Origin of the sequence: Kribbella sp. (genome assembly GCF_035687465.1) — a bacterium.
Classification (GTDB): domain Bacteria; phylum Actinomycetota; class Actinomycetes; order Propionibacteriales; family Kribbellaceae; genus Kribbella.
Map to the genome: position 1 here is coordinate 1 of NZ_DASRXP010000178.1, position 26482 is coordinate 26482.

Sequence of the window (26482 nt, forward strand, 5' to 3'; positions counted from 1 at the left end):
CGTAGCCAGATGCCAGGCGGGTTCGAGCTGCCCTGCGTGCGCCGCGGCGACCACCGCAGACTCCAGATTGCTGCGTTCGGTGTGGAACCACGCCAATGCGCTGGGCTGGTTCGTGAAGCCGGGGAGGCCGGCATCGTGTACGGCCTTGCCTTCGGTGAAACGGCGCTTGTTCGGATGCAGCCGTGCCGCCGCCTGGTACGTGAAGTGCAGGTAGACGCCGACCAGCCGGAGGAAGGCCTCGTCCAGGTCGGCTTGGGTCTCCTCCAGCCCGGCGAGCCGGGACGCGAACAGCCGCACCAGGTCGTGCATCCGGTACCGCCCGGGCGACCGGGTCTCCGCGAGATGCACGTCCACAAGAGACTCCAGCATCGCTGCTGCCCGCTCCTCGTCCACGTCGCACAATGCGGCGGCGGCGTAGACGTCCACGTCGTGACCGGGTACGAGGCCGAGCCGCCGCAGCAGGCGCCGGTGGTCGGCGTCCAGTTCGAGATACGAGGCGCGCAGTGCCGCGGCGACGCCTCGGTGCCCCATGTCGAGTTCGTCGAGAAAGCGGTCTTCGTCGGAGAGGCGCTCCAGCAGGTCCGCGACTCGCCACCGGGGACGGCTGCGCAGGCGGGCCGCAGCCAGTCCCATCGCCAGAGGCAGACGCCCGCAGCGCTCCGCGACCGCGACGGCCTCCGCCTCGGTGATCCGGCCGGCAACGGCGGCACTGAGCATCCCGACGGCTTCGCGCATCGGCGGCGGTTCGAGGGGCACCGAGTGCGCACCCACCAGGGAAGACAGGTCGCGCCGACTCGTCGCCAGGATGAGACTGCCTGGCGTCCCCGGCAGCAGCGCTTCCACCTGCTCCGCGCTCGCCGCGTTGTCGAGCACCAGGAGGAGTCGGCGGTCGGCGATGGCGCTGCGGTATCGGGCGGTGAGTTCGTCGCAGTCCGCGGGGAGGGTCCGATCGGTCGGTTCGAGACTGCGCAGCACCCGTGTCAACACGGACTTCAGTTCCGGGCGGGTCCCGCCGGGGTGGGTGAACCCGTGCAGGTCCACGAACAGCTGCCCGTCGGGGTACCGGGAGGCGAGGGTATGGGCGACCCACACTGCCAGGGAGGTCTTCCCGACGCCCGCCATGCCGTGCACCGCGACGACGGAGGCGCCGTCGTCGACGGCGGTCAGGAGCGCGTCCAGGTGGCTTCCCCGCCCGGTGAACGCCGTGAGCGCCCTCGGCAGCTCACGGGGCACCGCCGCCACCCGTTCCGGCGACCCGGTCAGCAGCGCCCGGCCGTCCGATTCCAGGCCGAGCGCCTCGGCGAGCAGTCGCAAGGTCTTCGGTTGCGGCCGTACCTTTCCCGACTCGATGTCACGGACCGTGCGGATCCCGAGGCCCGCCTTGGAGGCGAGCTCCACTTGCGACATCATCGCCCGCAACCGCAGTGACCTGAGATTACTGAGGGCGTCGGACGCTCGGCCAGGCATGGCGTGATGATAATGCTACGACGAGGCCACAATCCGTGACAACTGCCCCAGCACACCACCGCCACTACCTCGGTGACCAGCCCCGGGCGTGGCTTTGCCCACCGGCAGGTCCCACAGGCCTCGGGCAAACATTGCGGACGACATCGCGATCAAACATTGATAAACACGCAGACGTCTGGCTGCGCGCGATAAGAATTTCCAGCCGACGTGGTGTCAATCCACTTCGAATTCACGACTGTAGCCGGTTCCGGACCCGCGTCCGACGCGGGTCCGGAACCGGCTACAGCGCTGGGATCAGCAGCGGATGTACTTCGACGCCTCCCTGAACCCATCGAAGCCGTCGCCGATGATTTTCAGATAGACCTTGTAGGTGCCGGTCCGGCACGGCACAGTCATGTGGAGCGAGTAATTGCGATCCCCACGGTAAGTCTGGGTTCGTCCGTCGTCCGAGGCCCCCGGCCCGGCGATGTTGCTGTACTCCGTCCAGTACCTGCCGGAGCACCCGGCCACGTTGATGCGAAAGACAACATTGACGACCGACCCGTTCTTGGTCGGCCCAGTGATACCAGTGGTAGCGGTGCAGGCAGCGGGGGCTGCCGGCGATGCGGCGGCTGCCGACGATGCCGGAATGACGGCGGCGAGCGATCCGACCCCGAACACCATCAGCACGATCGCCATCTTGGCGATCAGTCGTCGAAACTTCACAATGCCCCTATCGCCGCTGTTCATCAGCACGACGACACATTCAAGATCGAGCTTGTCATGTACTGCTCGGTGGTGCCCCGCTTGACGAGCAGCTCGGAGGAGTAGGAACCCCTCTTGCAGGTCGCGGCGACGCGGGGATAGCCACTGGTCGGCGGGGTCGCCATATAGTCGTATGAGGCCACTTCCAACCAGTAGCCATTGACCTCAATCTCAAGGCTGATGATGATCTTGAACGGGCTGCTGCCGCACCCTGACAGCTTGAAGTAGCCTTCGCCGCGGAGGTACGACCCGGACCTCGTGGGCTTGTACGCGCGCGTCGTCATCGTGCACGCGGCGGCGACCGCCGTAATGTCGGTGGCGTTCTCGTACTCGGTGATCTTGATGTAGCCGTCCGGTTGCGATTCGTACTGGACGTCCAGCACCGCACCGAGCTTGGATGCGTCGGCCGCCGCGAGATCGGCGCTGCCGGGGGCGGCAGCGGCTGGCCCGGCGGCGCCGAATCCGGCCGCGAGTACCATTGCGAGCCCCACGGTCAGTGACGCCCACATTCTCGATCTGATGGTCATGAATTGTTCCTCCTTTTGTAGGGGGTATGTGGAGGCTCACCAGACCGTGACCAGTCCGCTCCTTTCAATTGGCCGGGTTTGCAACTGGATAGACAGTCGAATGGGCCTTCGAGAGCATCATTTCTGCACAGGGGAATGATTACGAGGCGGGATACAGGCGGGATACCGGCGGGATACCGGCGGGATTCCGGATCGACCTGCACTCGGGAACCGAGTCGATTTCACCGTCGCCGAAATCAGGAGGCCGGCGACTGCGGCGCCGAAGGGCATGCCGATAGGGCGCCGGTCGGGACGAGGCCGGGTGCTGCGAACCTCAGGCTGGGCGTGCTGAGGTTAGAGCTATCCGGCCCTCGGTCCAGGTTGGCAGGCGGTTGGCGAGCTTCTTGAGGGACGGGCCTCGCACGTGATGCCAGTGCACTGCGATCGGGGTGCCGAACAACGATTTGAAATGGAGCGCGAGGCCTGGCCCGGAACCAGTCCAGCGCTCGCCGGCTGGGATATCGGGATCCGGTAGCTCCTGAAACGGGTACACGCACAGCGCCTGGCGGCCTTCGAACAGTCCGGGCAGAACCGCAACCGCACGGACTTCCGTCCACCCCAGGCGAGTAGTCGGCCCACGTCCGTACGACACGTGATACTCGACTCCGTTGGGGTTGAAACGCACAGCCGGGTCGCCTTTGCGGCTCGGCGTCGGGCCGCCCAGCAGCGCGCCGACAGTGCTCGCCAGTGGGTTTTTCGGTCGATAGAACAACGATTCCTCGCCCACTGCACAACTCCTTCGCAAGGTCGTCAAGTTTCGGCGGGGTGCTAGCCGGCGGCCAGGTCGGTGCGGAGGTACTCCTTGATGCGGAGGAGGCGTGGGGGCTTCGCGTTGGCTGGGAGGAGGGACCAGGCTTCGGCTTCGTCGACCAGTCGGGGGCGGACCAGGTCGGTGTCCTTGCCGTCGATCGTGACGCGGGCCTGGCCGGCCGCGAGGACGTTGCGGACCCAGTCGGCCTTGGAACCGTAGACCAGGATGAAGAGGTAGCCGCCCTCGACGGAGTGCGCGTCAAGTGGGGTTTGGTAGACGGTGCCGGGCGGGTTGAACAGTCGCTTGTTGAGCTGTCCCCACCAGCGTGGCATCGGCATACGGGTTCCCCCTCCTCCGCAAGCGGCGCCGACGATGTGTGCGCCGCCACAGAACACATTAGTTGGGTGGCGTGGAGGATGGGGGCATGACGGCTGACGAGGGTTATCTGCTCGACAACCAGCAGTCGGAGGCTGGGCGGCGCTTTGATGCGTTGTCGGAGTTGTTTGATCCGGTGACGTTCCGGCATTTCGGTGCGGTGGGGGTGTCGGCGGGGTGGACGTGCTGGGAGGTTGGGGCTGGCGGGGTCAGCGTGCCTGCGTGGTTGGCCGAGCAGGTCGGGCCGTCTGGGCGGGTTGTAGCCACTGATATCGACACTGCGTGGATGCCTGCCGACGGGGCTGCGTTTGAAGTGCTGCAGCATGACGTTGGTGTCGAGCAGCCGCCTGCGGGAGCGTTCGATCTGGTGCATGCGCGGTTGCTGCTGACTCACGTGCCTCAGCGGATTGAGGCGCTTGCCTCGATGGTGCGAGCGCTTCGGCCGGGTGGATGGCTGGTTGTCGAGGATGCCGACCCGGCGTTGCAGCCGCTGATCTGCCCGGACGAGTTCGGGCCGGCGCAGCAGTTGGCGAACCGGTTGCGTCAGGGATTCCGGGCGTTGATGGCCGGTCGAGGGGCGGAGTTGGCGTTCGGGCGGACGTTGCCGCGGCTGCTGCGTGAGGCGGGGCTGCACGCAGTACAGGCTGATGCGTTCTTTCCGATCACCTCGCCCGCTTGTACCGCGCTGGAGCTTGCGACTGTCGAGCAGATCCGGGAGCGGCTCGTGGGCGCAGGTCTGGCTACGGAGGCGGAGATCGAGCAGCATCTGAAGAATGTGGCGAGTGGCGAGCTTGATCTTGCGACAGCGCCCTTGATCTCGGCCTGGGGGCAAAAGCCGCGGGGACCCGGGGAATAAGGCCGAGGGGGGCCCGGGGAATAGGGTCGGGGCGACCGGGGGTTGGATGTCTAGGTCGGGGTTGGCTGAGTGTGATCGAGGAGAGCGGGCAATGAAACCCACCGAGTTCGTCAAGGTGAACAGTCAGTTCTGGGGCGATCACCTGAAGAGCGTGAGTGAACATCTGCTCGGCAGTCACTCGCGCGAACTGCCGGGACCGTTGCTCTTCCCGCGGGTGATGGTGCTCACGGAGACGCCCGACTGGAACATCTTGGAGCTCGTCGGCGTGAGCCGCGAGTACCGGTCGCTCGAGGTCAAGCGGCAGAAGGCCGACAGCATCGACCAGTACTTCGGCGGCGACGCGCCCGAGGCGGTCGCGCTCCTCGGCGAGGAGAGCGTCGTCAAGGATTCGACGATCGCCACCAAGCGTGGACGTGTCGCGCTGGAGTCCAGGTTCCCCGGTGCCGAGAGCATGATCGGCAACGAGATCGTGGGTACTGGCGACGCGGACAAGCTGCTGCAGTTCGAGCCCGGGAACTACTCGACGCTCAGCCGGGTGCTGCTCGTCTCCAGCGTGGATGACTCGGTCCGCATCCACTGGACCTTCCTGGCGATCGCGATCCACCGGTCCGAGCCGGCCGACAAGTACCGCGACTTCCTGCAGCGGCTGGTGGAGTCGGTACCCCATCTCGATCCGGTCGGCACTTTCAGCGTGCCACGAGGCGAGGTGGAACAGAGCCTCAAGGGCGACGCGTTCGCAAGCACCTACCTGATGCACGGCCTGCACGAGACGACCGTCGGTGATTTCCTGCAGCAGCACGAGGACATCCTGTTGTCGACGTTCGACGCGACCAAGCTGATCCACGAACCGTTCCTCGAGTGGCGCGACGGTACGCCGGGCGCGGACGAGATCGCGATCCACCCGGACTTCATCCTGGAGCGTGCGGACGGCAGCCACATCGTCGGAGATCTCACCTTGCCGCTGCTCGAGACCGCGAACACGGCCAAAGGCAAGAAGCGTCACCGGACGTTCGTGAGGCCCGTGGCTGAAGGGGCTGCTCGGCTTGCGCAGTACGAGGAGTACTTCAAGAGCCCCGAGAACCAGGCGTTCGCGAAGGCGAAGTACGGCATCGAGGTCAGCGACCCGCGGAAGCTGCTGGTGATCGCCAGCCAGGAGAACGTAGACCCGACTGAGTTCGAGGTGGCGGCCGCATCAGCGCCGGACTTCGAGATCGTCGACTACGACTCGATCCTCCGCCTGTACCTCGCCGCAAAGTGAGTTAACTGGTTGCTCAGGTCAGAGCGGCGCTGACAGGCTCCCTGGCATGCCTACCTTCTCCGCTCCTGACGGGACCGTGCTCGCGTATCGCTTGGTAGGAGAGGGCGACCCGGTGATCTGCTTGCCGGGTGGTCCGATGCAGGATGCCGAGTACCTCGGGGACCTCGGTGGGCTGGTGGCGCATCGGCAGATGGTCCTGCTGGATCCTCGGGGCACCGGCCAGTCCGCGGTGCCGGAGGATGTGAGCTCCTATCGCGCTGACCGGCTCGTCGGCGATGTCGAGGCTCTGCGCGAGCACCTCGGTCTTGAGCGGTTCGACCTGCTCGCGCATTCCGGCGGTACGAACCTCGCGACGTTGTATGCGGCCAAATACCCGGAGCGCGTGGCGAAGCTTGCTCTGATCACACCGAGCCCCTTCGCTGTCGGCCTCGCGATCACCGGGGAGAACCGGCTCGAGATCGCGCGGCTCCGCAAGAACGATCAGCCGGAGGCCGTTGCGGCGATGGAAGCCATCGTCACCGGCCAGGCAACCGACGACAGCTGGAAGGCCATCGACCCCTTGTTCTACGGCCGTTGGGACGCGGCGGCGCAAGCTCACCACGCGGCCCAGGACGGTCATCGCAACGACGAAGCCGCAGCCATCTACGGCTCTGATGGCGCTTACGACCCAGCGACCACCCGTACTGCGCTGGCCGCGTTCGAGGCACCCGTTTTGGTCCTGGCCGGTGAGGTCGACCTCAACTCTCCGCCGGCCGTCGTGGCGGAGTTCGCGGCGCTGTTCCCGAAGGCCGAGTTCGTGATCCAGCCAGGAGCCGGGCACTTCCCGTGGGTCGACGACCCTGATCGCTTCGTCGCCACCACCGCGGAGTTCCTCAGGAAGTGATCGTGGCGATGGCTGCGATCAGGGCCTTTTGCTGGGTGGCGGGTACATCGGCGGTGAGGGCGTCAATCCGCGCGGTGTAAGCGTTGTGGGGCCTTGTGGGCGAGGGAGGTGCCTGGGGCCGTCAGCGAGATCTGGCAGGCGCGGCGGTCCGGAAGCCGGCGGACGTCGCGACCATCTACAACTTCCCCGGCGTCATCACGTCCCGCCCGTTGGGGCGGGTCCGTGATGACGACGGTCGCTGGGTCGGCGGCTCGCCTGAGCAGTGGATCGAGGAGCTGACCGGCGCGGTGCTCGAGTACGGCGCGTCCGGGTTCATCTTGTTCCCGCGCGGCGACGAGTCGTTCGAGGTCGTGCTGAAACGCTGGTCCCAGGAGGTCGTCCCAGCGATCCGCACCGCGATCGGCCAAGCGGCCGGCTGACCGTCTCCCGTCAGCCGGCGCGCGTTGCCTCGAACCAGTCAGCTGAGGCTGGCGAGTTCTTCCGGGGTGAGGTTGATGGCGCCGGCGGCGATGTTTTCCTCCAGGTGGGCGGGGTTGCCAGTGCCGGGGATGGCGAGGACGTGCGTGCCTTGGTGGAGGGTCCAGGACAGGCGCAACTGCTGTTCCGTCACGCCTTTCGACTTGGCGAGTGCCTGCAGCGCCTCGCTGTGATCAGCTGTGGCGCCACCTTCGCGCGAGGTGCCGGCGATGGCGAAGAACGGCACGTACGCCACCCCGCGCTCACCGCAGAGCTTGAGGAACGCGTCGTCGTCGCTGTGGGTGTCGAGGGAGTAGAAGTTCTGCACGCAGACGACCGGTGCGATCGCCTGCGCCTCGTCGAGGTGGTCCGGCTGGACGTTGGAGATGCCGAGCTGCCGGATCAGCCCCTGGTCGCGGAGGTCGGCGAGAGCACCGAAGCGCTCGGCGATCGAGTCCTCGCCGGGCTTCTTGATGATGCGCAGGTTGACCACGTCGAGGACCTCCTTGCCCAGCTGGCGGAGGTTCTGCTCGACCTGCGTGCGGAGCTCGGCCGCGGTTTTCGCGTTGTAGAAGTTGCCGTCGGCATCCTCGCCGGGACCGACCTTGGTGGTGATGACAAGACCCTCCGGGTACGGCGCCAGCGCCTCCCGGATCAGCTCATTGGCAAAGCGGGCAGGCCCTTCGCCGACCCCGAGCGTGCCACCCGGGGAGCGGTAGAACGCGGCGGTGTCGATGTGGTTGACGCCGAGCTCGACGGCGCGACGCAGTACGCGGATCGCCACTGCGGTGTCTGGGTTCGCCGTGGTGCGCATCGCGCCGAAACCCATCCGGTTGATGGTGAAGTCGCCTAATTTCCAGGTACCCGCGGCAGCCGCGGAGATGTCAGAAGGCATCTCGCGAGCATAGCGGGCGGCCTTACTCCTCGATCGCGCCGCTGACTTCGCGGAGGTGCTCGCGGAAGGTCAGTGAAGGACGCCGCGCCCGGCCGGCCAGGAACGCGTCGAACAACACCTGCTCGCGCAACGACGTACCGGACCGGATCCGCTCGGCCTGGCGGTGTTCCTTGTCGCGGATCGACTCGGCCAGGTCGAAGAGCTCGGCGGTCCGGTCGGCCGGGATGAACACCACGCCGTCGTCGTCACCCAGTACTACGTCCGCGGTGGTGACCGTCCACTCGCCGACGTTCGCGAACTCCAATGCATCCGGCGGCAGCGAGTCCAGACGGAGTGGGCCGGTCGGCAGCGAACCGAGGCTGTACACCGGCAGTCCGATCGCCCGGATGTCGACGGTGTCGCGATGCAGCCCCCACACCACAAGTCCGGAAATCCCAGCGGCCTGGGCCTCGAGCGCCATCAGATCGCCGACGCAGGCCTCGTCCCGCCGGCCGCCGTTGTCGACGACGAGGACATCGCCCGGCTCGGCCGACCCGAAGGCTTCGAGGAAGATGTCGACGCTGCCGACATGCCGCGCGGGCAGCACCCGACCGGCGAGCCGCCCGGGGAGGACGGGGGTGAGCGAGACGGTGCGCACGGGGATCTGCGTTCGCCGGCAGGCGTCCGCGACGTGAGCGGTGGTGAGTTCCGCGAAACGCTTCTGCAGTTCCTGGTGGTCCATTTTTCTGACCTTAGTCAGAGAAGCGATACCGCACCACCAGTACGCCGTACTGCGGACACGTGGTCGCCCTCAGCGGGTGAGGAAGGTGGTGATCTCGGGGAGGGCGGGGGAGTAGCCCTCGGTGGTGTCGACGGTGAGGGTGGGGACGGGGAGGGAGATCGGGTCGAAGGACGTGAGCCTGGTTTCGGCCGGGCGCTCGCCGTCTTCGTGTGCTTTGCGCAGGGGGTTGGACGCCGCTCGTGAGGTGATCCGGGCGTGGGCGACCTCGGGGGAGACCGTGCAGTGGATGATCCGGATGTCGGCCGACTCCGCCAACGGGGCCAGGCCGGGTCGCCAGAGTCGGTCCTGGAAGGCCGCCTCGGCGACGACGGTGGTACCGCGACTGATCAGCAGGCCGATGACATCGAAGAAGGTCGCCAACGTCCGGATGCTCAATGGATCAGCTGGCCCCGCAACGAACGCGGGAGTCGCGTGAACCATGCCTTCCTTGATCTCGTCCCGGCAGATGGCCGGACACCCGACCGCCGCCGCGACCCGATGCGCCAAGGTCGTCTTCCCACTCCCCGGCGGCCCACTGATCACGATCACCATCGGCTTGACTCCCACCGCCGCAGCCTAGAGCAACCTCCGGTGTCTCGTTATTCAAGATGATATGTCTCAATTAGCAAGACTCCGGAGTAGCCTCAGAGGGTCGGCGAGGACGAAGGGGTCCGCTATGAATAACGTGTACACGCACGGCCACCACGAGTCGGTACTGCGGTCGCACCGCTGGCGTACCGCGGAGAACTCGGCCGGCTATCTCTTGCCCCACCTGCGGCCCGGCATGTCCCTCCTCGACATCGGCGCCGGCCCCGCCACGATCACCGCGGATCTCGCCGCCCTGGTCGAACCCGGACGGACCACCGCACTCGAGGCGAGCGAGGCCGCCCTCGACATCACGCGCGCGACCATCATCGAGCGACAGGCGAATTCGGTCGACCTCATCGTCGGCGACGTCCATCGCCTCGACCTTCCAGACGACTCGTACGACGTCGTCCACGCGCACCAGGTTCTTCAGCATGTAGGTGATCCCGTGCAGGCGTTGCGGGAGATGCGACGCGTCTGTAAGCCCGGCGGAATCGTCGCAGTACGGGACTCGGACTACCGCGCGTTCACGTGGTTCCCGGAACTGCCGGAGCTGGACGAGTGGATGGAGCTCTACCAGCGGTTGGCCCGCGCCAACCAAGGCGAACCGGACGCGGGGCGGCGTTTGTTGTCGTGGGCCAGAGCGGCGGGGTTCGAACAGGTCGAGGCGACGGCGAGCCTGTGGACCTTCGCGAACCAGGAGGACCGCGACTGGTGGGGCGGGATGTGGGCCGACCGCATTCTCCATTCGGATCTGGCCCGCCAGGCACGCGCCACCGGCGTACCGGATGAGGCTCTGCAACGCATCTCCACCGCCTGGCAGACCTGGGCTGCGGCGCCCGACGGTTTCCTGTCGATCCTCCATGGTGAGATCGTTGCCACCCCTTGATTTTTCCGGTCAAAACTTTGTTGTAACGATCAAGACGGTAGGGCGATGTACGGGCATTGGCGGTGTGCCCGGCCGGGCTCTGGGGAGGGACGGCCGGCGATAGAAGCCGCCTGTCATCCCGAGGGGGAAACACCGCATGCGTTACCGACCCGTCGCGTTCGGGCTCACGGTGGCGGCGATCGCCGCTGTCAGCCTGACCGCACCGGCGCAGGCCAAACCGGCCGCGACCATCACGACCACCACAACAACCGCAACCGCTAGGGCCGCCGCGACGAAGGTGGTGACGGCGGCCATCAAGTTCGGGCAGAACGGCGACATTCCGGTCGCCCGCAACTACTCAGGCGACAGCCGGTACGAGCTCGCCGTGTTCCGTCCGAGCAACGGGACCTGGTACATCCGGGGCGTCGCATCGATCCAGTTCGGGCAGAAGAACGACATCCCGGTGCCGGCCGACTTCAACGGCGACGGCCGCGTCGAGCTCGCGGTCTTCCGGCCGTCCAACGGCTTCTGGTACGTCCGGGGCGTCGGTCAGTTCGTGTGGGGGCAGGCTGGTGACCAGCCCGTACCGGCGAACTACACCGGGGACAGCCGAGCCGAAGCGGCCGTGTTCAGGCCGTCCACCGGCAAGTGGTTCATCCGCGGCGCAGCCACCATCACGTGGGGCGCGAACGGCGACACCGCAGTACCGGCTGACTACCTCGGTGATGGGCACGCCGACCTGGCGGTGTTCCGGAAGGCGACAGCGCGGTGGATCGTGCGCGGTGCGACCCAAGTGGCCTGGGGCGTGAACGGCGACATCCCGGTGCCGGCGAACTGGGTCGGCACGGCCAAGGCCGACATCGGGATCTTCCGCCCGTCCAGCGGCTCGTGGAACATCCGCGGCGGCAGCCCGATCACCTGGGGAGTGAACGGCGACAAACCGCAGCCCGGCAACTACGCCGGTGATACCGGCACGGACCAGGTCATCTTCCGACAGTCCACCGGCACCTGGAACCTTCGCTACCGGGTCCCGGTCACCCCGCCGCCACCTCCGCCGCCTCCGCCGGTCAATTGCGACAAGTCGTACCCGACCGTCTGCATCAAGCCGCCGCCGCCAGACCTGGATTGCGGCCAGATTTCCTACCGCAACTTCAAGGTGCTCGCCCCCGATCCGCACAACTTCGACGCAGACAATGACGGGATCGGCTGCGAGTCCTGATCCACTGAGCGACCGGCCCCGAGTAGCAGATCGGGGCCGGTCATTTCTCCAGCCCGGCGAGGACGACGAGATACCCATCCGGGTCGCGCAACCACAGCTCGTCATGGTTGGCGTTGGGATTGTGGTGCACGTCGGTCTGCACGGTCGCACCGAAAGCACGAGCCCGCGCGGCGCCCTCCTCGAGCGCGTCGACCTCGAACCACACCGCGACCCCGTTCCCCAGCGGCAGCGACGGATCACCGATCGTCCCGTGGTGGTGTCCTACGTCCACCTTGTGCAGTTGGAGGATCAGCGTGCCGTCGACGACGAGCCGCTCGTACTCCGGTCCGCCGTGGGCGCTCGCCGCGCCCAGCACAGCGCAGTACCAGGTGCTGCTCTTCTCGACATCGGACACCGCGATCATCGGCTGCGGGCGCACAGAAGGTTTCATGCCACGCACGCTAGGCGGAACGACCGCCGGCGGTCTTGAACTTTTGGGCACGCTGCCGCGAGGCTTCGTAGAGTACGGCGGTCGCCGCGTTGGCCGCGTTCAGCGAACTGGCGGATCCGCTCATCGGGATCCGGACCAGGTGATCGGCGAGCTCTCTCCAGGCCGCGCTCAGCCCGGAGGTCTCGTTGCCGATCAGCAGCAACGTCGGCTGGGTCAGATCGAAGTCGAAGATATCGGCCGACCCGTTCTCGTCCGTGCCCACGATCACGATCGGATGGCCGAGCCGGCGCTGCGCGTCGACCCACTCCATCACCTCCCGCTGCGACGGCACCCGGACCGCAGGCAGCGCGAAGATCGAGCCCGTACTCGCGCGCACCGACTTCGGGTCGTACACATCGGCGGCATGCCCGGTGACGATCAACCCGTCGGCGCCGAACGCGTCCGCCGACCTGATGATCGAGCCGATGTTGCCCGGTGTCGTCGGCCGGTCGAACACCACGCCGAGGAAATCCGGACCGACCTCGAGCCGCTCGAGATCGTCCGGCGGAAGCTCCATCACCGCCACCAGTTCGGGCGCGGACTCGGCCTTCTCACCGAGCTCGGCCAGCAGGCCAGGCGCCATGCTCACGTGCTCGACGTCCCGCTGTTGCTGCAGCAACTCCTGCGCCCAGCGCGACAGCGGCCGCTCGGCGTCGTGGATCAGCACCCGGATCGGCCAGCCGCGCTCGACCGCGATGCTGATCGGCCGAACGCCCTGGACCAGGAACTCTCCAGCCCGCTGCCGCTTGTTCCGGTTGGACAGCAACGCCTGCCACACCTGGAAGCGGGCATTCCGGCTGCTGATCCGCTGCATCGCCATGAACCTCTCGTGTCGAACCTTGGCCCAGCACACCCTACTGAAGGGATGCCGTCAGCAACCGCTAGTTGATATCGAACTCATTTCCTTCTGGATCGGTCATCGCGACGGCGTAGTGGTCCAGACCCTCTTCGGCCATCGTGTGCAGCCGCGTTGCGCCGAGAGCGACGAGCCGCTCTGCCTCAGCCTCGACACGTTCGCGCCTGCTGTCGAGGGACGAGTCGCGGTCACCGCTCGCGTTCACGTCGATGTGGATGCGGTTCTTGATCGACTTCTTCTCGGGGACGATCTGGAACCAGATCCGCGGGCCCCCACCGACCGGGTCCTCGATGCGGTCGAAGCCGATACCGAGCTCAGCCTCGGGCACACCGATCGACCGGTAGAAGTCGTCCCACGAGTCGAAGCCGGTCGGCGCAGGTGCGATGACGTAGTGCAAGGCCGCAGCCCAGAAACGAGCAAGCGGTTCGGGTGACCTGCAGTCGATCACCAGTTGGTACGACACGGCCATCCGAGACCTCCAAGAGCTTCTGCTGCCGATCAGCATGGCAGGCCCTTCCGACAGCCATGAACTTCTTTAGGTAAAGCACTTGACGCGCGGCCCTGACAAGCTCATCCTCGAAACCCTCCGACTGCGTGAGGAGCGGACATGACGTTCGAGCCGGCCGTCCGTGCCCACCTCGAGGCGACGGACCCGATGATGTTCTCCGGCGTCGACGTCGCGACCCGCCGACTCCTGCTGACCAAGGACATCGACCGGATCTTCACCTTGTTCGGCCTGCCCGGTCCCGAGGTCCACGCGATCCAGGACCACCAGGTCGCCGTCGAAGGCGGCACCATCCTGGTCCGCAGCTACCACCCTGTTGCCACCGGCAACTTACCCGCCCATGTCCTGATCCACGGCGGCGGCTGGAGCACCGGCTCGATCGACGAGCTCGTCGCCGACGCTACCGCCCGCCACCGAGCGGTGGAGACAGGCTGCGTGGTCGTCCTGGTCGAGTACCGGCTGGCCCCCGAGCACCCCTTCCCGATCCCGGTGGACGACATCCTCGCCGCCACCCGCTGGGTGATCGACAGCGCCGCATCGTTGGGGGTGGATGCAGGGGTGGTCAGTCTGGGGGGCGCCTCGGCCGGTGCGAATCTCGCGGCAGCCGCAGTTGCCGCCGCTCCGGAGCTGACCATCGCCGCCCTGGTCCTCGAAGTACCGTTTCTGGATCTGACCGGGCACAGTGCGCGGGCCGCGATCCGCGAGCTCGGCCTTGATCCTGAGGAGGCGGAGCTGCTTGTCCAGGTCCAGGACGAGTACGACCGGGCGGCTGCGGCCTACCTCGCCGGGGCACCCGCCACCACACCGCTGGCCTCGCCGTACTTCCTGGAAGACCTGACCCGTTTTCCCCCGACGTACGTGCTCACGGCCGGGCTCGATCCCCTGCGCGCCGAGGGCGAGGAGTTCGTACGGCGCTTGCAGGCGGCCGGCGTGGTCGCCTCGGTCACCCGCTATCCGGGCGCCCTGCACGGGTCGCCGATCCTGACGGCGACCTGGCCGACGGCGCGACGCTGGCAGGACGACATCCTCGCCATCCTGGCGGAGGTGCATCGACGACCGGTTCAGCCAGCCGCCGTGCGCCGAGAGCCGAGCACGCAGAGGATGCCATGAGCAAACAATCGAGGACGCCACCGGCCCGCGGACCCGCCGCGACCGTGACGATCTACCACATCGCCGAACGGGCCGGGGTCTCGATCACGACCGTCTCCAACGCGCTCAACCGGCCGGACCGGGTCGGCGCCGAGACGCTCGCCCGGGTGATGGCCGTGATCGACGAACTCGGGTTCACCCCGAAGGCCGCCGCGGTCAGCCGGGCCCGCAAGGGAGTCGGGCGGATCGGAGTACTGGCGCCCTTCACGTCGTATGCCTCGTATCGCAGCCGGCTGGTCGGCGTACTGGAGGCTTGCGCCGGACAAGCGATCGAGGTCGTGCTCTTCGATCAGCAGTCGGTGACCGAGGCGGCCTCGCCGCTGCTCGGCTCGCTCCCGGTCACCGGCCGCCTCGACGGCGTACTGATCATGGGGTTGCCGCTGAAGGACGCGATGGCTCGCCGGCTCGCGCAACGTCAATTGGCCACGGTCCTCATCGACAGCTTCCATCCCGATCTCAGTAGCGTGAACGTCGATGACGAGGCCGGCGGGTACCTGGTCGGCAAGTACCTGGCCGGTCAGGGGCATCGGACCTTCGCCTATGTCAGCGAGGCGCAGAAGTCGGAGACCTTCCTGTCGGCGGGCATCCTGCGGATGCGCGGTCTCCAGCGGGCCCTGGCCGATGCCGGGCTGCCGCCTGGCGCGATGAAGCGCCAGATCACCAGTCATGATGTCGAGGGTGGTCGCCGCGCGGCCGCCGAGATGATCGGCGCGGGCACCCTGCCGGACGCATTGCTCGCGCATTTCGACGACATCGCGGCCGGCCTGGTCAGCGGCCTGCGCGCCAAGGGCGTCCGGGTCCCGGAGGACGTCGCCGTGACCGGGTACGACGGCACCGACTTCGCCGACGCGCTGGACCTCACCACCGTCCACCAGCCGTTCGTCGAGTCCGGCCGGATCGCCGGCGGCCTGCTACTCGACCAGTTGAACGGGAGATCGCCCGGCGTCCAGCACGTGATGTTGCCGGCCCAGCTCATCATTCGATCCACCGCCTGACAGCACGCTCATCGCCCGTGGCCGGCAGGCTCGGCGGTCGTGGCTTGGGCCTCGAGTCGGCGGAATCCGCAGGATCGGGCGATCGACGCAGCCTCCTCGGCGGCCTTGATCGCGGCTGTCGTGTTACCGGTGCCGCGTCGCGCAGTGGCCAGGGTGAGCAGTGCCTGTGTTTCGATGTACGGCCATCCGCCGCGCGCGATCGTGAGGCAGTCTTCGCTCCACTCGATCGCGGCGAGAGTGTCGCCGAGGGTGAGGTGGGCCACTGCCACGGTCCCCGCGGTCTGGGCCTGGGCCTTTCGGTCGCGGACGACGAGAGCGAGGTGGTGTGCTCGCAGTGCCGCCCGCAGCGCAGCCGGTCCGTCTCCGCGCTGGCTGTACAACCGTGCCCATTCGTCCAGCGTGGACAGCTCGCCGCGGAGGTGCGAGCGGCGTTGGTAGGCATCCAGTACCTCGCTGAGCAGTGCGGCCGCCTGATCGACCGCACCCAACTGCCGAAGGGCGCTCGCCAGGTTGCCCCGGATGGCGAGAGGGGATGTCTCCCGGCCGGTCTCGTTGATCTGGAGCGCGGAACCGTACAGCTCGGCTGCCTCCCGCAGTTCGCCCTGGTGCAGGCGCGTCGTCCCGAGACCGCTGAGCGCGATGGAACGAACGTGGCCGTCCTGATCGTCTTCGGTCAACTCGAGGGCGCGGCGCATCCACAGCTCGGCGTCGCCGAGCTTGCCCCGCTCCAGCCGAAACCACCCGATCTGGTGGGCCAGATAGGCAGCGGCTGTGGTCCAGCCGACGGCCACCGCGAGGGCCTGGCCGGCGAGACAGTCGGACAGCGCGTCCTCGTCCTGGCCGGCGTCCCCCAACGCCTGGCCGCGATTGAGCAGCATGGCGACCTGCGCGAACTTGTCACCGGCCGTCATGGCGGCAGCCGTGCCGGCCTGTGCCGCCGGTAGCCAGCCGTCGGCATACCCGCGAATCATGAAGTATCCCCGCAGTTGGTCCATGATTTGCCAGGACAACGCCCTTTCGCCCGACTCCGCCGTATCCTCCACGACCGCCAGCAAGGCGCCCAGTTCGTCGTCGAGCCAGTCGAGTGCCCCGGTTTCCGAGTCGAAGAATCTGTCCGGTTCGGGATGGGCACTGAGCCGCACGAGTTGCGGATAGGCCCAATCGATCGCGGCCGTCACCGCCTCGGCGTACCAGGAGTACAGCCGGGTCCGTGCGGTGTCCCCTTCGGCGTCCTCGGCGAGAAGCCGACGGGCGTAGAGCCCGAGCAGATCGTGAAACCGGTAGCGGTTCTTCGCGAGCTGCAGGAGCATGTTCGCCTCGAGGAGGTCTTCCAGTACTCGATCGGCCTCGGTCGTCGGCATCCCGAGCAGAACCCCCGTGCTGTCGGCACTGAAGTCGTCGCCGGGGTGCAGGCTGCACAGTCGGAAGGCTCGCTGGGCAGGGGAGCTCAGGTCGGCGTAGCTGAGCTGAAAGCTGCTGAGCACGCTGGACTCGCCAAGGCTGAGCTCGGTGAGGCGCCGGTTGCCGTCGTCGAGGCGGCGGGCCAGGTCGGCGGCCGTCCACTCCGGCCGGGTGGCGAGCCGCGCGCTGGCGATGCGCAGCGCGAGCGGAAGCCGGCCGCACGCCTCCGCGAGCGCGCTCACACCTTGAGGGTCGGCATCGAGCCGAGGCGTTCTCGCGGTGGAGGCGATCAGCAGGATTGCCTCCTCGCGGCGGAGCGGCTCGAGGTCCACGACGCCGGCGGTGGCCAGCTCCGGCAGTCGGCGTCGGCTGGTCACGATCACGTCGCTGCGCCCGGCGCCCGGCAGGAGCCCTCGTACCTGGGCCGTGTCTTGTGCGTTGTCCAGCAGTACCAGCATCCGGCGGTCGGCGAGCTCGCTGCGGAGCAGTGCGGCTGCTTCGGTCTCGTCGGTGCCGATCAGCCGGCTGGGTACGCCGAGCGCGCGGAGAAAGCGGCCGAGCACCTGGATCGGTGCAGGTGTCGTCGCGTCGCTGCCGCGCAGGTCGGCGTAGAGCTGTCCATCCGGATACTCAGCGCGGAGCCGGTGCGCGGCGGTCAGGGCCAAGGCGGTCTTGCCGACCCCCGCGATGCCATTGATCAGGACGACTCGGGAGGAAGGCGCGCCAGGCGGGCCGAGTGCCGCGCAGATCGTCGCCAGCTCGTCCGCGCGTCCGACGAAGTCCGGCGGTGCCGACGGAGCTTGCTGGATGACCGCCCGATCCACCGGTTGCGCTGGAGACCCGCTCTGCCGGCGGAGCACCTCCAGATGAACCGCACGGAGCCGCTCGCCTGGGTCGACGCCGAGCTGGCCGGCCAGCGCGGACCGGATCCGGTCGTACACCGCGAGGGCCTCCGCCTGCCGGTCAGCCGTCGCCAGGGTCTGGATCAGCTCGACATGCAGCGGCTCGTCCAGTTCGTGTCGTGTGGTCAGCTCTCGCAATGGCTTCAGTGCTCGTTCCGGCTCGCCGAGAGCACGCGCCAGCTTGGCGAAGGCCCGGACGGCAGCCGTGTACTCGTTGGAGACCGCTATGTAGAGCGGGTTGGTCGCCATCGGCTCCACATCTGTATCGCCGCGCCACAGCGCCACGGCATCCGAGAGCTTCGCCAATGCCGCCTCCGGGTCGGCGCCTGCTGCTTGGGTCGTGAGATCGCGGAATGTCAGGAGGTCGAGGTTGCCGGTGCTCACCGCCAGCCTGTAGCCGGTGGAGCCGCCACCGACCAGCTGGTTGGTCGACCCACCCGACTCCAGCAGTCGTCGTAGCCTCGCGACGCGGGTGTGCAGCAGATTCACCGCGTTTCGGGGTACGCCGCGCGGCCAGAGGAGATCGATGAGCTCGTCCTGACTGACCGTCGTACCCGCACCAAGGGCGAGCCTGGCCAGCAAGGTGCGTTGCGGACCGGAGTTGACGGGCACCGGGACGTCCCCATGCCAGACCTCGATCGGGCCGAGGATACCGATGCGCAGTGGTCCGGCTGCGGCAGGGGCTCCGGCAGAGATCGAAGCGGTGGCGGATCGGTTCGCCTTGACCGCGGCCTGGAGCTTGTCTGCATCCTGACCACTCAGCTTCAGGGCGGCGACGATGGCCTCGATCGAGTCCCGCTTCGGGTGTTTGGTCCTGCCCTGCTCCAGGTCCCGGATCGCCCCCGCACTGAGACCGGCCCGGTCTGCGAGCTCCCGTTGCGTCACGCCGGCGTCCTGGCGAAGCGTCCGCAGGAACTCACCGAAGTGGCCGTGCTTCTGGGCATGCCCGGTGCCAGGAGTGTCCTCCTGCGACTGTCCGGGCACGGAGGGAAGCTTACGTACCCCGGGGGCCGCGGCCCGCTGTCAACGCCCCGGCCAGGCGGCGCAGTACGGGCGGAGTACGGGCAGTGTCGCGTCGATGGCGGCTCATAGGGTCCGCCATCTCGACTACTCGACCTCCCGGGAGGAACCCCCATCATGCGTAAATCCATCGTGGCCACCGCGACGGCGCTGGCCGTTGTCGCGACCGGTCTGGTCGTGGCCGGAGTCGTCGTGACCGCCCGGCCGGCGACCGCGGCGCTCAGTGACGTTCCCGTGGACTGCAGCGTCTCCACGGCGGCGTATCGCTCCGACGGGCAGCGTCTCACCTACGTGTACTCCGGCAACCAGTCCAGCACCAAGGCCTATGCGAACGACAATCTTCGCTGGGTGCCGACGGCGCACCAGCAGCTCGGCGCCTCCGGTGACGACACCGTCTTCAACAGCACCGAGTACGCCACGCACCCGACCGACGGATACATCTACCTGTTGAGCCGTCGGGGCGAGTTGATCGACGGTGCCTGGAAGATCACGAAGAACACCTCCACCCGGGTCAAGGCGGGGTTCGGCGGTACCCGCATCCTCGCGTCTGGGTCGCCGTACCTCTACCAGGTCGTGGGCAGCTCGCTCTATCGCTACACGCAGTTCTCCTCAGGCGGTGTTCCCACGTTGTCCGCGCCGGTGAAGCTGGCCGACGTCGGCTGGGACGCGGTCAACACACTGACCTACGAGCGCAGCAGCGGAACGGGTGATGCCGCCGTGGACGTGCTGATCGGTACCAACGCCGACGGGGAGCTCAAGGAGTGGCGGATTCGCCAGGCGAGCCCGACGATGATGACCTCGAAAGTCTTGCGGGCGAGTGGTTGGGGACCCTTCACCAGCCTCAGCACCGGCTACTGCACTGCGCATCCCAACGGTCGGCCGCTGCTCGGCATCACCGCCGCAGGCAAGGCCTCGGTGTACTTCGACGCCAACAAGACCGACGGTGTCGGCACGGACATCAAGGGCGGCTCCCTCGGCGCCCTCGGCTGGACCGCCAAGGCCTACGGCCAGTAGCGGACGTTCAGGAGTCGCGGGGGGCGTTGAGGGGGGTCGGATCCGGGCCGAAGACTGACGGTTCGGGGTGTTGGCCGGAGGCGATGGCGGCGTCGTGGCTTTCGGCGGCACGTCTGCACAGGTCGAGGAGTTCCGGCTCGTTGCGGACGATCTGTTTCGCCTTGGGGCCGAGCTTGACGATGTGGTCGCGCGCATCGATCAGGCGGCGGAAGATCCGCTCACGCTCGATCGGGTCGGCGGTGTACTCGGAGTCCAGGTAGGCGGTCGCGTCGCGGCGGGCGTTCGCCATCGCGGTCTGGGTCCGGCCACGGGTACTGAAGAGCGAGGCGAGCACCGTGATGATCAGGACCGCGAGGATGACGATCAGGGACAGGCCGGTGCTGATCTCCACGACCTCGACGTGTTCGCCGTCGTTGATGAACGGCAGGTTGTTCTCGTGCAGGGCGTGCAGGATCAGCTTGGCGCCGATGAACGCCAGGATCGCGGCCAGCCCGAACGACAGGTAGATCAGCCGGTCGAGCAGTCCGTCCAGCAGGAAGTAGAGCTGACGAAGCCCGAGCAGGCTGAAGGCGGTCGCGGTGAAGACGATGTAGACGTTCTGGGTCAGTCCGAAGATCGCCGGGATGGAGTCCAGCGCGAACAACAGGTCGGTGCCGCCGATCGCCACCATCACCAGCAGCATCGGGGTCAGGGCGCGGCGACCGTCCTTGATGGTGAACAGCTTGTCGCCGTCGTAGTAGTCGGTGGTGTGGAACAGCCGCCGGCTGATCCGCACGATCACGTTCTGGGCGGAGTGCGACTCCTCGGTCTGCGGCTTGAACATGTTGCCGGCCGTGATCAGCAGGATCAGCCCGAACAGGTAGAAGACCCAGGCGAAGGTGTTGATCAGCGCCGAGCCGAGCAGGATGAACCCGGTCCGCGCGATCAGGGAGAAGACGATGCCGACCAGCAGCACCTTCTGCTGCTCCTCCCGGGGGACCCGGAAGCTGCTCATGATGATCAGGAACACGAACAGGTTGTCGACCGACAGTGCCTTCTCGGTGATGTACCCGGCGAAGTACTCCGAGCCCATCGCGGTACCGCCGAAAATCAGAGTGCCGATGCCGAACAGCAGCGCGATCCCGACGTACAGGCCGGACCAGAAGGCGGCCTCCCGCAGCGTCGGGGCGTGCGCCTTCCGGACGTGGAACATGTAGTCGAAGACGAGTAGGCCGAGGATCGCCACGATCGTCAGGGTCCAGACCAGCGGGGACACGCTCATCGTCTCGGTCTCCGATCACAAGGGCTCAAGATCAGGCCAAGCCAACCACGTCCACCCACTCCCTGTCGCCGAGCGATTCGGTGCGCCTCGCGACGGATCGCTCGGCGATCGGGGCGGTTGGCCCTGCGTAGGACGGTGTTCAGCGTCCTTTGACGATCGCGACGAGGTAGCGGCAGGTCGTTGCCGTCGGGTTGTGGAAAGTGCTCGGGGTGGGCGGGCCGAGCTGGAGGCAGTCGCCCTGGGCCAACTCGTGGACAACGGTCCCTTCGTGGAAGCGGAGATGGCCGTCCAGGACCCAGATCTGCTGATACTTGAAGACGTACGCGTCGACGGGATACGAGACGGACGCGCCAGGCGGGAGCTCGACCTCGACCAGCTCGAGCGGCCCTTCGGTGGTCGGCGATACCGCGCGCCGCCGGTAGCCGGTGGCGGGATCGGTCCAGGTCGGCTGGTCTGCGGCTCGCCGGAGCAGCTCACCCGTGCCTTCCGCCCGCGCCACGAGTTCCGACAAGGTCATCCCGAGTGCGCCGGACAGCCGCCCGAGCAGTACTGCGGTGGGCTGGGCCTCGCCGCGCTCGACCTTGCCGATCATGGCCCGGGAGACCCCGGACCGCTCGGCCAGCGCGTTCACGGAGAGATCCCGGCTGATCCGGGCCGCCTGAAGGGTGGCGGCCAGCGAGGCTGACAACGGATCCGGCAACATGCTTGCCACTATAGGGGATGTCATGGCTACGATAGTGGCATGACCAAGATCAGGGACGCCTCGGGGCTGGATGCGCAGGCTTGTGCGGCGATCTACGCGCACTATGTGAGCGAGACGGCGATCAGCTTCGAGCTGGACCCGCCGAGCCCGGCGGAGATGGCGGAACGGATCGCGGCCGCCCAGAAGACGCATGCCTGGCTCGTGCTCGAGGACGAAGGGCGCGTGGTCGGCTACGCGTATGGCGGCCTGATGAAGCCACGTCAGGCGTATCGCTGGTCCTGTGAGGTGAGCATCTACCTGGAGCCGCGCCGCCGGCGTACGGGCGGTGGAAGAGCGTTGTACGAGGCGCTGTTCGAGCGACTGACCGAGCGGGGCTACCGCACCGCGATCGCCGGTATGACGCTGCCGAACCCCGCAAGCGTGGGACTACACCAGGCGCTGGGCTTCGAACCCATTGGCACCTACCGGAACATCGGCTGGAAACACGACGCCTGGCACGACGTCGCCTGGTCCCAGCGCCCACTCGCGGTCGGCGAAGACCCACCCGCCGAACCCCGCTGAGCAGGCGGTCAGCGGGGAGTGTTCGCAGTACTGTCCATCGGTGGGCACTCTCCGCCGGGCGTCGTCGCGAGCTCGAAGTGCCAGATCTCGTTGGAGAGTGTCTGGCAAAGCCCGAACCGGGCACCCTTGCGGTTGAGCCAGTCATCGGCGTCGGTCGGACCGACATCGACCGCTTGTCCCGTCACATGGTGCGATTCCTCGGGACTCGACACGTACTCGCGTGCCTTCTTCTCACTCCCGTACTTCGCGATCGCGTCCTTCAGCAGCTGCTCCTGGTACTCCTTGCTCCGCCAGCCCGTGGTCAGATACAGCTTGATCCCACTCTTCTCGGCTGCCGTCGCCGCATCCTGGATCGCCTTCAGTAGCTGGGGATTCAGCTTCGCCACCCCCGGCAGTGACGTGTCGAACGGCGACGCGTTGTCAGGCAGTACGCCGTCCTCCGCGCCCGGCGCGCCGCCCTTCTTCTTCTTCGGCGTGCCAGTCGGCTGGTGAGTGGCGCTGTTGTCGTCGATGACCGGGGAACCGCTCGAGTCGAGCGAGCTGCAGGCCGCAAGGCCGAAACTGATGACAGCGGCAACAAGGGTGACTGCGATCAACGCCGTCAGCCGGCGTTCGTGTTTGCGGGTGGCCAGGAGCCGTTCTTCTGAGGTCATGCCGGCCAGCCAACAGTTCACGGTGTTGCAGGAGCGTCTGCGGTTCCGGATACGTTTTTGATAGGCCCGGACTGCTTCAATGGCTGGTATGCGGGTTCTGATCGTGGAGGACGAGGTCTATCTCGCCGAGGCGATCCGGGCCGGTCTGCGGCTGGAGGCGATCGCGGCGGATCTGGCGTTCGACGGCGACGCCGCACTGGAGTCAGTCGCGGTCAACGACTACGACATCGTCGTCCTGGACCGGGACATCCCCGGTCCGAGCGGCGACGAGGTCTGCCGGCAGATCGTTGCCCAGGGCCTCCGTTGCCGGGTGCTGATGCTCACCGCGGCAGGCGAGCTGGACGACAAGGTGGCCGGGTTCGAGCTGGGCGCCGACGACTACCTGACCAAGCCGTTCGAGCTGCGGGAACTGGTGGTCCGGCTCCGCGCGCTGGCCCGCCGCCCGGCCGAGGCGTTGCCGACGGTGCTCGAGTACGCCGGGGTCCGGCTGGACCCGTTCCGCCGGGAGGTCTACCGGTTCGGGCACTACGTGAAACTGAATCGCAAGCAGTTCTCCGTACTCGAAGTACTGCTGCGGGCCGAGGGCGGGGTGATCAGCGCGGAGTCCTTGCTCGAACAGGCCTGGGACGAGAACGCGGATCCCTTCAGCAACGCGGTCCGGATCACCATTTCCACCCTGCGCAAGCGGCTCGGTGATCCGTGGGTGATCCATACGGTTCCGGGCGTCGGCTACCGGATCGGTGAGAGATGAGCGGGCCGACCTCGATGGTGAGGTGGCGGCCCCGGTTGACCGTGCGGCTGCGGCTCACCCTGAGCTATGCGGGACTGCTGGTCTTCGCGGGCGCGGTGGTTGCCGTCATCATCTATGCGGTGATGCGGTTCGTGCCGAACTACCCACTCACCGCGGCCAACCCGCGGGACGAGGGACCAGTCGCCACTCGGGGCGAGATCCTGCACACCGTGACCACGCTGTCCGCGTACGCGCTGGTCTTCCTGGCAGTGGTGGGGATGGCGGGTGGGTGGCTTCTGGCGGGGCGGATGCTCCGGCCGTTGCAGGAGATCACCGCAGCCGCGCGGCTGGCGGCGACCGGTTCTCTGGATCACCGGATCGGATTGACCGGGATCAAGGACGAGTTCACCGACCTGTCGGACACGTTCGACGAGATGCTGGACCGATTGCAGTTGTCCTTCGAGCAGTACCGGCGGTTCGCCGCGAACGCGTCCCATGAGCTGCGCACGCCGCACACGGTGATGAAGACGATGCTCGAGGTGGCGATCGCGGATCCCGAGCACCAGGACGTCCGGCAGTTGGTCGGCAGGCTGCATGAGACGAACCAGCGTGGCATCGACATCGTCGAGGCGCTCCTGACGTTGGCGTCCCTGAACAACCGCACGGTCGACCTGGAGCCGGTCGACCTGGCCACGATCACCCGTCAGGCGCTGACCGAACTGAAGGACGAGGCCGCCGGCGCCGGTGTCACTCTGAGCGCCGAGCTCGAGGAGACCGTCGTACTGGGCAACGAAGTACTGCTGCACCAACTGGTCATGAACCTCGGCCAGAACGCCATCCGGCACAACCTTGCCGAGGGTGGTGCGATGAAGCTCACTGTTCGTCATCGCGAGCTGATCGTCAGCAACACGGGCCCGGTTCTCGCGCCCCTTGCGGTCCGCACGCTGACGGAGCCCTTCACCAAACCCAAGGGCCGGTACTCCGCCGGCCACGGTCTCGGCCTGGCCCTGGTCGCCCGAATCGCCGAGACCCACCATGCCACCCTCGCCCTGAACCCCAACCCCGCAGGCGGCCTCACCGTCACAACCACCCTTCCCGAGGCATCCCTGTCCAGGTGACCTTGTGCCGGGGTGAGGATAGGAAGGTGACTGACAACCGTCCGACCGTTCGCCTAGCGGTGGAATCCGATGACGCCGCGCTTCTCGCCATCGAACTCACAGCCTGGGACGCCAGTTCGGGCTTCCCCTCGCTCGGCGCCGAGGGGCGTGACTCGTTCTTCACCGAGCGCAGCAACGTCGACGACCACTTGGTTGCCGAGGACAACGGGGAGCTGCTCGGCTACCTCCGCCTGCAGAACAAGTACAGGTTCCCCGAAGGCGACGGGGTGCTCTCGATCAACGGCCTCGCCGTGGCCGCCGAGGCCCGCGGTCGCGGCATCGGCTCACTCCTGCTCGAAGCCGCCGCCGCCGAAGGAAAGCGCCGCGGCGCCCGCAAGCTCACCTTGAGGGTGCACTCCACGAACGCCGTCGCCAGACGCCTGTACGAACGCCACGGCTACATCGTCGAAGGCACCCATCTGCGCGAGTTCATCATCGAGGGCCAGTCCGTGGACAAACTGGCCCTCGCCAAGTTCCTCTGACTACGGGTTGATGCCGTGGTCCCGGAGCCAGGGCTCGGGGTCGATGGCGGGGCCGCCGTTGGGGAGGACCTCGAAGTGGAGGTGCGGACCGGTGGTGTTGCCGGTGACGCCGATAGCGCCGACCTTGTCTCCGGCGGCGACCGAGTCACCGACCGAGACGGCGAAGGCGGACATGTGGCTGTACGACGTCACCGTGCCGTCGTCGTGACGGACCTTCACCTGGCGACCGTACGCACCCGCGAACTCCGCCTGGATCACCTCGCCGGCCATCACCGAGCGGACCGGAGTACCGATCGGGGCGGCGAAGTCGAGACCGGTGTGGTTGTTCGCCCAGCGGCTGCCGCCCTGCCCGAAGCGGGCGGTCAGGTGGTAGCCGGTCGTCGGCAGGACGACCTTCGGGGCAGCTGCGGCGGCCTTCGCGGCAGCCACCGCCTTCGCAGTAGCAGCCGCCTTGGCAGCGGCCGCGGCCTTGGCAGCCGCGGCAGCCTTCGCAGCAGCCGCGGCCTTGGCCGCGGAGAGTGCGAGTGCCCGGCGCTTGGTGAGCGTCGCATCGGCTGCCAGCTTCGCGGCGCGGGTCTTGGCTGCCTGAGCTGCTTGAGCCTGGCGGGTCGCGGCGAGCGACAGCTCCAACCGGGACAGGTCGCGGGAGCCGAGGTCCCGTCGGTCGATCCGGGCCGCGCTGATCGCTTCCTGCTGGGTGGGGTTGATGCTGGCGCTGGCGTCCGCCGTGGTGGAGGACGACGAGATGCCGGCCCCCGCGGTGCCGGCGGCAGCGGCCAGGGCGGCGGTCAGGCCGACCAGCTGGACACCGCGCTGAGTGGTGGTCCGACGGGTGGATCGGTGCTTGGCCACCCGACGGGAGCCGGTCGCACGGCGAGGTGTCGGCCGTTCTGCTTCCGACACGTCATGGTGAGGGGACACGAGAGCCTTCCAGAAGTCGA

The 26482-nt window shown here is 67.5% G+C and carries 29 protein-coding genes; 13 read left to right on the forward strand and 16 right to left on the reverse strand.

Annotated features, from left to right (window positions below):
• From VFG33_RS08960 to VFG33_RS08980, 5 genes are all read right to left on the reverse strand, one after another.
• The coding region (locus VFG33_RS08960; protein ID WP_325024372.1) for a helix-turn-helix domain-containing protein at positions 1 to 1467 on the reverse strand (1467 nt) is incomplete at its 3' end.
• 294 nt (positions 1468 to 1761) lie between these two features.
• The gene (locus tag VFG33_RS08965; protein ID WP_325024374.1) at positions 1762 to 2202 is read right to left on the reverse strand and encodes a hypothetical protein; all 441 of its coding nucleotides are present in this window, start codon (positions 2200 to 2202) and stop codon (positions 1762 to 1764) included.
• Complete coding sequence (locus tag VFG33_RS08970) at positions 2196 to 2738, reverse strand: hypothetical protein (RefSeq protein WP_325024376.1); 543 nt, start codon at positions 2736 to 2738, stop codon at positions 2196 to 2198. The genes VFG33_RS08965 and VFG33_RS08970 overlap by 7 nt, the downstream gene beginning before the upstream one ends.
• Positions 2739 to 3051: 313 nt before the next feature.
• A complete protein-coding gene (locus tag VFG33_RS08975; protein WP_325024378.1) occupies positions 3052 to 3504 on the reverse strand; it encodes a hypothetical protein in 453 nt (150 codons plus the stop codon).
• A 41-nt stretch (positions 3505 to 3545) separates the two neighbouring features.
• Positions 3546 to 3866, reverse strand: coding sequence for a PNPOx family protein (locus VFG33_RS08980; protein ID WP_325024379.1), 321 nt, complete (start codon positions 3864 to 3866; stop codon positions 3546 to 3548).
• Positions 3867 to 3952: 86 nt separating this feature from the next.
• Between VFG33_RS08980 and VFG33_RS08985 the strand changes: the two genes are divergently transcribed.
• From VFG33_RS08985 to VFG33_RS09000, 4 genes are all read left to right on the forward strand, one after another.
• On the forward strand, positions 3953 to 4759 hold the full coding sequence (locus VFG33_RS08985; protein WP_325024381.1) for a methyltransferase domain-containing protein: 807 nt from the start codon (positions 3953 to 3955) through the stop codon (positions 4757 to 4759).
• A 91-nt stretch (positions 4760 to 4850) separates the two neighbouring features.
• Complete coding sequence (locus VFG33_RS08990) at positions 4851 to 6017, forward strand: hypothetical protein (protein ID WP_325024383.1); 1167 nt, start codon at positions 4851 to 4853, stop codon at positions 6015 to 6017.
• A 46-nt stretch (positions 6018 to 6063) separates the two neighbouring features.
• Positions 6064 to 6900, forward strand: coding sequence for an alpha/beta fold hydrolase (locus VFG33_RS08995; protein WP_325024385.1), 837 nt, complete (start codon positions 6064 to 6066; stop codon positions 6898 to 6900).
• A gap of 83 nt (positions 6901 to 6983) precedes the next feature.
• The gene (locus VFG33_RS09000; RefSeq protein ID WP_325024387.1) at positions 6984 to 7319 is read left to right on the forward strand and encodes a hypothetical protein; all 336 of its coding nucleotides are present in this window, start codon (positions 6984 to 6986) and stop codon (positions 7317 to 7319) included.
• A 38-nt stretch (positions 7320 to 7357) separates the two neighbouring features.
• On the opposite strand, the gene VFG33_RS09005 is transcribed toward VFG33_RS09000, so the two are convergent.
• The 3 genes from VFG33_RS09005 to VFG33_RS09015 form a co-directional block, all read right to left on the reverse strand.
• Positions 7358 to 8251, reverse strand: coding sequence for an aldo/keto reductase (locus VFG33_RS09005; protein WP_325024389.1), 894 nt, complete (start codon positions 8249 to 8251; stop codon positions 7358 to 7360).
• A 22-nt stretch (positions 8252 to 8273) separates the two neighbouring features.
• Positions 8274 to 8972, reverse strand: coding sequence for an RraA family protein (locus VFG33_RS09010; RefSeq protein WP_325024391.1), 699 nt, complete (start codon positions 8970 to 8972; stop codon positions 8274 to 8276).
• 69 nt (positions 8973 to 9041) lie between these two features.
• Positions 9042 to 9578 (reverse strand): P-loop nucleotide/nucleoside kinase family protein, encoded by a 537-nt coding sequence (locus VFG33_RS09015; RefSeq protein WP_325024393.1) that lies wholly within the window; start codon positions 9576 to 9578, stop codon positions 9042 to 9044.
• A gap of 109 nt (positions 9579 to 9687) precedes the next feature.
• On the opposite strand from VFG33_RS09015, the gene VFG33_RS09020 reads away from it, so the two are divergent.
• On the forward strand, positions 9688 to 10485 hold the full coding sequence (locus VFG33_RS09020) for a class I SAM-dependent methyltransferase (RefSeq protein WP_325024395.1): 798 nt from the start codon (positions 9688 to 9690) through the stop codon (positions 10483 to 10485).
• 136 nt (positions 10486 to 10621) lie between these two features.
• Entirely contained in the window at positions 10622 to 11683 is a 1062-nt protein-coding gene (locus VFG33_RS09025) for an FG-GAP repeat domain-containing protein (RefSeq protein ID WP_325024397.1), read from the forward strand.
• A gap of 40 nt (positions 11684 to 11723) precedes the next feature.
• On the opposite strand, the gene VFG33_RS09030 is transcribed toward VFG33_RS09025, so the two are convergent.
• From VFG33_RS09030 to VFG33_RS09040, 3 genes are all read right to left on the reverse strand, one after another.
• On the reverse strand, positions 11724 to 12113 hold the full coding sequence (locus tag VFG33_RS09030) for a VOC family protein (protein WP_325024399.1): 390 nt from the start codon (positions 12111 to 12113) through the stop codon (positions 11724 to 11726).
• Positions 12114 to 12123: 10 nt separating this feature from the next.
• Positions 12124 to 12966: a TrmH family RNA methyltransferase gene (locus tag VFG33_RS09035; RefSeq protein ID WP_325024401.1), complete on the reverse strand. Its 843-nt coding sequence runs from the start codon at positions 12964 to 12966 to the stop codon at positions 12124 to 12126.
• 67 nt (positions 12967 to 13033) lie between these two features.
• Positions 13034 to 13477, reverse strand: coding sequence for a VOC family protein (locus tag VFG33_RS09040; protein ID WP_325024403.1), 444 nt, complete (start codon positions 13475 to 13477; stop codon positions 13034 to 13036).
• A 138-nt stretch (positions 13478 to 13615) separates the two neighbouring features.
• On the opposite strand from VFG33_RS09040, the gene VFG33_RS09045 reads away from it, so the two are divergent.
• Both VFG33_RS09045 and VFG33_RS09050 read left to right on the forward strand, forming a co-directional pair.
• Positions 13616 to 14623 (forward strand): alpha/beta hydrolase fold domain-containing protein, encoded by a 1008-nt coding sequence (locus VFG33_RS09045; protein ID WP_325024405.1) that lies wholly within the window; start codon positions 13616 to 13618, stop codon positions 14621 to 14623.
• Positions 14620 to 15657: a LacI family DNA-binding transcriptional regulator gene (locus tag VFG33_RS09050; RefSeq protein ID WP_325024407.1), complete on the forward strand. Its 1038-nt coding sequence runs from the start codon at positions 14620 to 14622 to the stop codon at positions 15655 to 15657. Before VFG33_RS09045 ends, VFG33_RS09050 begins: the two co-directional genes overlap by 4 nt.
• A gap of 8 nt (positions 15658 to 15665) precedes the next feature.
• On the opposite strand, the gene VFG33_RS09055 is transcribed toward VFG33_RS09050, so the two are convergent.
• Positions 15666 to 18944, reverse strand: a complete 3279-nt coding sequence (locus VFG33_RS09055) for a BTAD domain-containing putative transcriptional regulator (RefSeq protein ID WP_325024409.1) — start codon at positions 18942 to 18944, stop codon at positions 15666 to 15668.
• A gap of 153 nt (positions 18945 to 19097) precedes the next feature.
• On the opposite strand from VFG33_RS09055, the gene VFG33_RS09060 reads away from it, so the two are divergent.
• Positions 19098 to 19994 carry a hypothetical protein gene (locus tag VFG33_RS09060; RefSeq protein WP_325024410.1) on the forward strand — a complete coding sequence of 299 codons (897 nt, stop codon included), beginning with the start codon at positions 19098 to 19100 and terminating at the stop codon, positions 19992 to 19994.
• A gap of 7 nt (positions 19995 to 20001) precedes the next feature.
• Here the strand turns inward: VFG33_RS09060 and VFG33_RS09065 are convergent, their stop codons facing one another.
• Positions 20002 to 21255, reverse strand: coding sequence for a TerC family protein (locus tag VFG33_RS09065; RefSeq protein ID WP_325024412.1), 1254 nt, complete (start codon positions 21253 to 21255; stop codon positions 20002 to 20004).
• A 139-nt stretch (positions 21256 to 21394) separates the two neighbouring features.
• Entirely contained in the window at positions 21395 to 21958 is a 564-nt protein-coding gene (locus tag VFG33_RS09070; protein WP_325024414.1) for a helix-turn-helix domain-containing protein, read from the reverse strand.
• Between the two features lie 39 nt (positions 21959 to 21997).
• On the opposite strand from VFG33_RS09070, the gene VFG33_RS09075 reads away from it, so the two are divergent.
• Positions 21998 to 22519, forward strand: a complete 522-nt coding sequence (locus VFG33_RS09075; protein ID WP_325024416.1) for an arsinothricin resistance N-acetyltransferase ArsN1 family B — start codon at positions 21998 to 22000, stop codon at positions 22517 to 22519.
• 8 nt (positions 22520 to 22527) lie between these two features.
• Here the strand turns inward: VFG33_RS09075 and VFG33_RS09080 are convergent, their stop codons facing one another.
• Entirely contained in the window at positions 22528 to 23172 is a 645-nt protein-coding gene (locus VFG33_RS09080; protein WP_325024418.1) for a M15 family metallopeptidase, read from the reverse strand.
• Positions 23173 to 23260: 88 nt separating this feature from the next.
• Between VFG33_RS09080 and VFG33_RS09085 the strand changes: the two genes are divergently transcribed.
• The 3 genes from VFG33_RS09085 to VFG33_RS09095 are packed head-to-tail and all read left to right on the forward strand — an operon-like array spanning position 23261 to position 25541.
• Positions 23261 to 23923, forward strand: coding sequence for a response regulator transcription factor (locus VFG33_RS09085; RefSeq protein WP_325024420.1), 663 nt, complete (start codon positions 23261 to 23263; stop codon positions 23921 to 23923).
• Positions 23924 to 23964: 41 nt separating this feature from the next.
• Positions 23965 to 25020, forward strand: a complete 1056-nt coding sequence (locus tag VFG33_RS09090) for a sensor histidine kinase (protein WP_325024425.1) — start codon at positions 23965 to 23967, stop codon at positions 25018 to 25020.
• Positions 25021 to 25046: 26 nt separating this feature from the next.
• Entirely contained in the window at positions 25047 to 25541 is a 495-nt protein-coding gene (locus VFG33_RS09095) for a GNAT family N-acetyltransferase (RefSeq protein WP_325024421.1), read from the forward strand.
• On the opposite strand, the gene VFG33_RS09100 is transcribed toward VFG33_RS09095, so the two are convergent.
• Positions 25542 to 26482: M23 family metallopeptidase (locus tag VFG33_RS09100; protein WP_325024423.1), on the reverse strand; the 941-nt coding region annotated here is incomplete at its 5' end.